This window comes from Actinophytocola sp., from assembly GCF_050699915.1.
GTDB lineage: Bacteria > Actinomycetota > Actinomycetes > Mycobacteriales > Pseudonocardiaceae > Actinophytocola.
Genome location: NZ_JBOHGA010000259.1, coordinates 1 through 7,936 on the forward strand (window position 1 = coordinate 1; position 7,936 = coordinate 7,936).

Here is a 7,936-nt window from a genome sequence, read left to right on the forward strand (position 1 = left end):
GTGCCCCTCCGCGTCCGGTTCGCTGCCCGCCGGGCTGCGCCCGCTCGCCGGGGTCCGCGCGGAGTGCCTGGCCGACGGGTCGGGCGTCGACCTCGCGCGCGTGCTGGCGGACCGGCCGGTGCTGGTGAACGTGTGGGCCACCTGGTGCGCGCCGTGCAAGGAGGAGCTGCCGCTGCTGGCGCGGTACGCCGCGGAGCCGGAGGCCGTGCCGGTCGTCGGGCTCGCCGTGCAGAGCACGCAGGCCGGCGCGCTGGAGCTGCTCGGTTCGCTCGGCGTGCGGCTGCCGACCGTCGCCGACCCGGACGGGGTCGCCGCACGCGCGCTCGAGCTGCCGGCCGGCCTGCCGGCGAGCTACGTCGTAGGCGCGGACGGCGCCGTGCGGCTCGTGGCGAAACCGCGGCTCTTCGAGTCGGTGAACCAGATCCGCGGCGCGGTCGCGACGTACGGGGGAGCCGCGTGACCGAGCTCGGCCCGCTCGTCGACCCGACCGACGTGCCCCCGTGGCTGTCCCGCCTGGTGGGCGCCACCCGAAACCTGGACGGCGAGCTGTTCCGCCGGCTCGCGGCGCCGGACGAGGACGGGCGCGACGCCGCGGTGCTGATCCTGTTCGGTGAGCACGAGTCCCGCGGCCCCGACGTGCTGCTGCAGCTGCGCGCCGACGGCGGTGGCGCGCACTCCGGTCAGGTCGCGTTTCCGGGCGGCTCGGCCGAGCCCGCTGATCGTGACCCGGTCGACACGGCGTTGCGGGAGGCGGTGGAGGAGACCGGGCTGGACCCGTCCGGCGTGCGACCGCTGGCGTTGTTGCCGCAGCTGCACATCCCGGTGTCGGGGTTCCACGTGACGCCGGTGCTGGCGCACTGGGAGCGGCCGAGCCGGGTGTGGGCGGTGGACCCGGCGGAGACCCAGGCGGTCGCTCGCGCGCCGATCGCGGACCTGACGGATCCGGCGAACCGGTTCCAGTTGCGCCATCCGTCTGGTTTCCTTGGCCCGGCGTTCGCGTTGCCCGGCATGTTGGTGTGGGGTTTCACGGCCGCGCTGCTGACCATGATCCTTCAGGTCGGCGGGTGGGAGCGGCCATGGGACGGTTCGGACATACGGGATCTTGACGCCGCGTGGCGTTCAGTTGGCTCAGCTCTCGGGGAGGTAGACGGGTGAACTGGGTCGACTTGCTGGTGATCGGGCTGGCGGTGCTGGCCGCGATCTCGGGCGCGCGACAGGGCGTGCTCACCGCGTTGCCCGCGTTCATCGGTGTCCTCCTGGGGGCCATCGCGGGGATCAAGATCGCGCCGCTGGTCGTGCAGTACATCGAGTCGACGCCCACCCGGGTCGCGTTCGCGGTGGCGATCTTCGTGTTGCTGGTCGCGCTGGGGGAGACGCTCGGCGTGTGGCTGGGGCGCAGCATCCGGCAGCGGATCAACTCGCCGCGGCTCGCCGGGGTGGACAACGCGCTCGGCGCGATCGTGCAGGGCGCGGTCGTGTTCGTGGTCGCGTGGCTGATCGCGCTGCCGCTGGTGACGGTCGGCGGCCTGCCGAGCCTCGCGTCGGCGATCCGCGACTCGACCGTGCTGGGCGGGGTCAACAACGTGATGCCCTCGTCCGCGCAGAACCTGCCGGACGAGCTGCGCCGCCTGCTGGACGTGTCGGGCTTCCCGGCCGCCGTCGACCCGTTCGACCGGACGCCGTCGAAGGAGGTCGCGCCGCCGGACCCGAAGCTGCAGGGCAGTGCCGTGGTGCAGCGGGTGCGGCCGAGCGTGCTCAAGATCCACGCGAAGGCGCCGTCGTGCTCCCGGGCGTTGGAGGGAACCGGTTTCGTCATCGCACCGGAGCGGATGATGACGAACGCGCATGTCGTGGCGGGGACCTCGGAGGTCACGGTCGAGACCGACGAGGGCCCGTTCGACGCGCGGGTCGTGCACTACGACCCGGACACCGACGTCGCGGTGCTCGCTGTGCCGGGCCTGCCCGCGGCGCCGCTGCGCTTCGCCGGCCAGCCGGCGACGTCCGGCCAGGACGGCATCGTGCTCGGCTACCCGCTCGACGGCCCGTACACGGCGTCGCCGGCGCGGGTGCGGGACAAGATCAACCTGACGGGCCCGGACATCTACGACGCGAGCACGGTGACTCGCGAGGTGTTCACCCTGCGGGCGCTGGTGCGCAGCGGCAACTCCGGGGGCCCGCTCGTGGACACCCAGGGCCGCGTGATCGGCGTGATCTTCGGCGCCGCCGTGGACGAGTCGGAGACCGGCTTCGCCCTGACGGCGAACGAGGTGAACGACGAGGTAAGCGCGGCGCGGGGCATGTCCCGAGCGGTGGGCACGGGCAACTGCGCCGCCTGAGCCCGTTTGTCCACAGCGCGTCGCGTTGTCCACAAGTCGTTTCATGGCGGAGTAGTGGCGCGTACGAGCTCCTCGTCCCGGCAGATGATCTAGATGCGGCCAGGCCGCACCGGGTCGATGCCGTTCACGGCATTGCGACCGTGCCCTCGGAGAAGGTGTCTTCCGTGAGAGCGTTGTGTTCTGCGGTGAGCCGACCGACCTGCCGTCACACCACGTACCGGCTCGTCGAGGATTTGGTACGCAGCTACCCGCACGGCAGTAGGCCGCCAGCGGCTCTTGCCACCGTGGCCCGTGCGGTCGGAGTCACGGTGTGAACGCGTCTCAATCACGGCGGGTGCTCTGTGTCGTCACCTGTGCGACCTTGGCCGCCCGTGACGTCGGCAAACTGGTGGGTCTTGCTCAAGATGCGGACTGGTCGGTCTGCGTCGTCGCGACGCCCATGGCCACCCGGTTCATCGATGAGACGGCTCTGGAAGCCCAGACCGGCTTTCCGGTACGCAGCGACTATAAGCAACCGGGCACGCCCGATGTGTTGCCGCCGCCGGACGCGATCATCGTGGGCGGGGCCAGCGCGAACACGATCAACAAGTTGTCGGCGGGTGTCTCCGACAACCTGGCGCTCGGCCTGCTGAACGAAGCCATCGGGCTCGGACTACCACTGGCGATCTTGCCGTTCGTCAACACCGCGCTGGCCGCCCATCCAGCGTTCGAACGCAGCGTTCGGCAGTTGCGGGATGCTGGAGTCACTGTCCTCTTGGGTGAGGGAGGGTTCGTGCCGAACCCTCCCAACCAGGGCGAGCGAAATCTGCCGAACTACCCGTGGGGGAAGGCGCTGAGAGCTGTCGAGGGACCACCAGACTAAATACGTACCCCGCCGAGGAGAGGGCTGCCATCCAGCCGGCGACGCGGAAGTTGTTGCTAGGTGGGGTTTTCCGTGGTCGTCAGGAAGTCGGTCAGGGTGCGGTTCGTGACCGCGGGGGCTTCTTGGTGTGGGTAGTGGCCGATGCCGTCGAGCAGCTTCGTCTCGATCCGGCCGTGTGCCCAGTTCGCCGATGCTCGCACGGTGCCCGGCAGGACGCACGGGTCGGCCGCGCCGGACAGCTGCAGTACCGGCACGGTGATCTCCCGCTGCATGGCCTCGCCGAACCGTCGGCCCTCGCCGCGTAGCTGCGCGCGCACCGCCCACCGGTAGTACTCCAGCGCGCTGTGCGCCGCGCCGCGGACGGTCATCGCCGAGCGGTAGCGGGCCGCGACCTCCGTGAACCCCGGTTGGACCGTCCACTCGGGACCAGACCAGTGGCGCATCAGCGACTCGACGGTGGCACCGCCGTCGCGGGTGAGCCAGCGTTCCGGCGCGAGCGGCAGCTGCGCGCGGAACACGTGGCCGAGCGCGCGCGCCTGGTTGGTCGGCTTGCGGTGCAGCGCCGTCCGCCGGATCTCGCGGCGCAGCGCCAGCGGGTGCGCAGCCGACACCGAGCCGACCGAGAGCACGAGCCGCGGGTGCAGCGCCGCGACCGTCCATGCCAGCAACCCGCCCCAGGCGTGGCCGACGAGGTGAGCCTTTGGCGCGCCGAGCGCCTTGATCAGCCCGCCGACGTCACCGGCGAGCGTCCACGCGTCGTACCCGCGCGGCGGTTTGTCCGAGTCGCCGTAGCCGCGCAGGTCCACCGCGACCGCACGGAAGCCGGCGTCGGCGAGTGCGGTGAGCTGGTGGCGCCACGTCCACCAGAACTCGCAGAACCCGTGCAGCAGCAGGACGAGCGGTCCCTCGCCGGCCTCGGTGACGTGCAGTCGGATCCCGTTCGCGTGCACGTCGCGGTGTCGCCACGGCCCGTCGATGCGCACGGTCGACGGGTCGGGACGCACGGCGGCGGCGGTGCTCAGCGGGCCGGCCGATCAGGAACGGCGCACGGCGTCGCCGGACACCGGTACGGGAGCGGTCTCCTGGTCGTCGCCACCGCGGGGCCGCAGCACGGCGGCGGTGTCCTTCATCGACTCGATCGTCCGTTTCGGCGCTCGGATCGCCTTGACCTTGCGGTACCCCAGGAACGCCGCGAACACGGCGGTCACCAGCATCGCGCCGAACACGGTGAGGAACGCGGCCCAGCGCGGCAGCCACTCGTCGAGCAGCTCGGCGGCGAAGAAGAAGAAGAAGAACGAGCTGTACGCCAACACGACCAGCGCGAGGATGAACCAGACACTGCCCTTCAGCGCCTTCTTGATCTCGCCGGCCACCTCGGACTTGGCCAGCTCCACCTCGGCCCTGACCAAGGTCGACAGGTGGGAGGTCGCGTCCTTGACCAAGTTCCCGATCGACTGCTCGCCCGCCGCGCCGTTCGTCTCGTCGGACAACGGGATCGACGGGACCCGCGGCAGCCCCGCCCCGTTGCCGTTCTTGTCGTGCGCACTGGTCACGTGGGCCATCGTGCCATGCGCCGATCAAAGAGGCTGGCCGGGCGGGTTGTTCGCGCGTCATCCGGTGGCGACGCCGAACAGCACGCCGATCGCGTAGGTGACGACCATGGTCAGCATGCCGACGCCGACGTTGCGCACGATCGCCCGGCGCGGGGCGGCGTTGCCCAGCCGGGCACTGAGCCAGCCGGTCGCCACCAGCCCGACGGCTACGGCCGTGGCGCACGCCCACACCCGCCACGCCACCGGTGGCACGGTGATCGCGACCAGCGGCAGCAGCCCGCCGCAGGTGAACGCCAGCAGCGACGCCCAGGCCGCGTGCCACGGGCTGGTCAGCTCGTCCGGGTCGATGCCGAGCTCGGCCTCGGCGTGCGCCTCGAGTGCGTCGTACTCGGTCAGCTCGTGGGCCACCTCGGCGGCGAGCTCCGGCGTCAGGCCCTTGCCCTCGTAGATCTCGGCGAGCTCGCGCTCCTCGGCCTCCGGCATGGTCTCGAGCTCGTAGCGCTCCAGGTTCAGCGCCGCCTGCTCGGTGTCGCGCTGCGTGCTCACCGAGACGTACTCGCCGCCGGCCATCGACAGCGCGCCGGCCACGAGGCTCGCCACCCCGGCGATCAGGATCGCGGTCCGATCGGCGGTCGCGCCGGCGACGCCGACCACGAGCCCGGCGACGGACACGATCCCGTCGTTGGCACCAAGCACGCCGGCGCGCAGCCAGTTCAGCCGCTCGCCGAGGCTGCTGTGGTGGGCCTCGCCGGCATGCCCTCTGGTGCCGAGCTCTGCCACCCGCCCATTGAACTACCGAACGCGACCAGCCCGCCACGTCACCTGTGGACAACTCACCGAAGCGGCGAGTTGTCCACAGGCAAGATCCACATCTCCGGATTCGTCAGCCCCACCCGGTAGACTGGAGCCATGGGGTGCCCCCGGAGAGGGTGGGGGCTGCGTACCCCGCGCGTGCGCGCGAGGTGTTGGTTACTCGTCTGAGCTGCCCTTGTTCAGGCCGGCGGAGATCAGATCCATCACCGACGAGTCGGCCAGTGTGGTCACGTCGCCGATCTGGCGGTTCTCGGCCACGTCGCGGAGTAGGCGGCGCATGATCTTGCCCGAGCGGGTCTTCGGCAGCTCCGGGACGACCATGACCTGGCGCGGCTTCGCGATCGGGCCGATCTCCTTCGCCACGTGGTCGCGCAGCGCCTTGATCGCCTCCTCGCCCTTCGCCTCGTCCTCGGCCACCCCGCCGCGCAGGATGACGAACGCCACGATGCCCTGGCCGGTCGTCGGGTCGGTGGCGCCCACGACCGCGGCCTCGGCGACCGTCGGGTGCGACACCAGCGCGGACTCGACCTCCGTCGTCGAGATCCGGTGGCCGGACACGTTCATCACGTCGTCCACCCGGCCGAGCAGCCAGATGTCGCCGTCCGCGTCGTACTTCGCGCCGTCGCCGGCGAAGTAGTAGCCCTGGCTGGCGAAGCGCGCCCAGTACGTCTCCTTGTACCGCTCGTCGTCGCCCCAGATGCCACGCAGCATCGCCGGCCACGGCTCGTCGAGCACCAGGTACCCACCGCCACCCTTTTCGACCTCGTTGCCCTGGTCGTCGACGACCTTCGCGGAGATGCCGGGCAGCGCCGTCTGCGCGGAGCCGGGCTTGGCCGACGTGACACCGGGCAGCGGGGAGATCATGATCGCGCCGGTCTCGGTCTGCCACCACGTGTCGACCACCGGCGTTCGGTTCCCGCCGATGTTCTCGCGGTACCAGATCCATGCCTCCGGGTTGATCGGCTCGCCGACCGACCCGAGCACGCGCAGCGAGGACAGGTCGAACTTGGCCGGAATGTCGTGGCCCCACTTCATGAATGTGCGGATCAGTGTCGGCGCGGTGTAGTACACGGTCACGCCGTACTTCTGCACGATCTCCCAGTGCCGGCCCTCGTGCGGGGTGTTCGGCGTGCCCTCGTAGACGACCTCCGTGACGCCGTTCGCGAGCGGTCCGTACACGATGTAGCTGTGTCCGGTGACCCAGCCGATGTCGGCGGTGCACCAGTACACATCGGACTCCGGCTTGACGTCGAACACGTTGCGATGCGTGTACGCGGTCTGGGCCAGGTAGCCGCCGGTGGTGTGCAGGATCCCCTTGGGCCTACCGGTCGTGCCCGACGTGTAGAGGATGAACAGCGGGTGCTCGGCGTCGAATGCCTCCGGGGTGTGGGTGTCGGACTGGCCCTCGACGACGTCGTGCCACCACAGGTCGCGGCTCTCCGTCCACTCCACGTCGATCCCGGTGCGGCGCACGACGAGCACGTGCTCGATCGTCGGTGTGCGGCCGACCGCCTCGTCGACCGCGGTCTTGAGCGCGGCGGGCTTGCCGCGCCGGTACTGGCCGTCCGCGGTGATCACGAGCTTGGCCTCGGCGTCGTCGATGCGCGAGCGCAGCGCCTCCGCGGAGAAGCCGCCGAACACGACGCTGTGGGTCAGCCCCAGCCGCGCGCACGCGAGCATCGAGAAGATCGCCTCGGGCAGCATCGGCATGTAGATCGCGACCCGGTCGCCCGCCCGCAGGCCCAGGGATGCCAGCGCGTTCGCCGTCTTCGACACCTCGCGCTGCAGCTCCGCGTAGGTGATCGTGCGGCCGTCGCCGGGCTCGCCCTCCCAGTGGATGGCCACCCGCTCCCCGTTGCCGGCCTCGACGTGCCGATCGACGCAGTTGTAGGCCACGTTGAGCTTGCCGCCGACGAACCACTTCGCGAACGGTGGGTTCGACCAGTCGAGGACCTGGTTCCACTCGGTGTCCCAATGCAGCTTCCGTGCCTCGTCGGCCCAGAACGCCTCGCGGTCGGCGTCCGCCTGCTGGTAGAGGTCCGCCTTCGCGTTCGCCTGGCCGGCGAACTCCTCGCTGGGCGGGAACGTCCTGCTCTCGGTGAGCAGGTTGTCCAGCGTCGGGCCCTGGTCGGTCATGGTGTGGATCCTCTCGACCCAGAGATGTAGTTGCTCGCCCTGTGCTATCACACGTGGCGACGGCACGCATAGAGGTCCAGACCACGCGGCGTGCTGCCACGACCGGATGACACCCGGTAGGGTCCGGTGCCGTGACTGACCCGCTGGCGCCGCTGCTGGAACTGCCCGGTGTGGAAGAAGCGGTGCACGCCGCCCGCGAGGCGGTGGACGAGGTGCACGGGCACCCGGCCAACCGC

At 70.8% G+C, this 7,936-nt stretch carries 8 protein-coding genes; 4 read left to right on the plus strand and 4 right to left on the minus strand.

The window, feature by feature from the left end; translation table 11 throughout:
• The 4 genes from ACRDSK_RS29335 to ACRDSK_RS29350 all read left to right on the plus strand — a co-directional run.
• Positions 1–460 (plus strand): TlpA family protein disulfide reductase (locus ACRDSK_RS29335; RefSeq protein WP_431444600.1); only part of this gene is annotated, 460 nt, incomplete at its 5' end.
• Entirely contained in the window at positions 457–1,155 is a 699-nt protein-coding gene (locus ACRDSK_RS29340) for an NUDIX hydrolase (RefSeq protein WP_431444601.1), read from the plus strand. The genes ACRDSK_RS29335 and ACRDSK_RS29340, both read left to right, overlap by 4 nt.
• Entirely contained in the window at positions 1,152–2,336 is a 1,185-nt protein-coding gene (locus ACRDSK_RS29345; protein ID WP_431444602.1) for a MarP family serine protease, read from the plus strand. Before ACRDSK_RS29340 ends, ACRDSK_RS29345 begins: the two co-directional genes overlap by 4 nt.
• Before the next feature lie 310 nt (positions 2,337–2,646).
• Positions 2,647–3,198 (plus strand): flavoprotein, encoded by a 552-nt coding sequence (locus tag ACRDSK_RS29350; RefSeq protein WP_431444603.1) that lies wholly within the window; start codon positions 2,647–2,649, stop codon positions 3,196–3,198.
• 56 nt (positions 3,199–3,254) lie between these two features.
• Here ACRDSK_RS29350 and ACRDSK_RS29355 read toward each other — a convergent pair whose 3' ends face one another.
• The 4 genes from ACRDSK_RS29355 to acs form a co-directional block, all read right to left on the minus strand.
• Positions 3,255–4,202 carry an alpha/beta fold hydrolase gene (locus ACRDSK_RS29355; protein ID WP_431444604.1) on the minus strand — a complete coding sequence of 316 codons (948 nt, stop codon included), beginning with the start codon at positions 4,200–4,202 and terminating at the stop codon, positions 3,255–3,257.
• A 30-nt stretch (positions 4,203–4,232) separates the two neighbouring features.
• Complete coding sequence (locus ACRDSK_RS29360; protein ID WP_431444605.1) at positions 4,233–4,760, minus strand: phage holin family protein; 528 nt, start codon at positions 4,758–4,760, stop codon at positions 4,233–4,235.
• A 48-nt stretch (positions 4,761–4,808) separates the two neighbouring features.
• Positions 4,809–5,531 (minus strand): VIT1/CCC1 transporter family protein, encoded by a 723-nt coding sequence (locus ACRDSK_RS29365; protein ID WP_431444606.1) that lies wholly within the window; start codon positions 5,529–5,531, stop codon positions 4,809–4,811.
• Between the two features lie 189 nt (positions 5,532–5,720).
• Positions 5,721–7,700 (minus strand): acetate--CoA ligase, encoded by a 1,980-nt coding sequence (acs, locus tag ACRDSK_RS29370; RefSeq protein WP_431444607.1) that lies wholly within the window; start codon positions 7,698–7,700, stop codon positions 5,721–5,723.
• Positions 7,701–7,936: the final 236 nt, after the last annotated feature.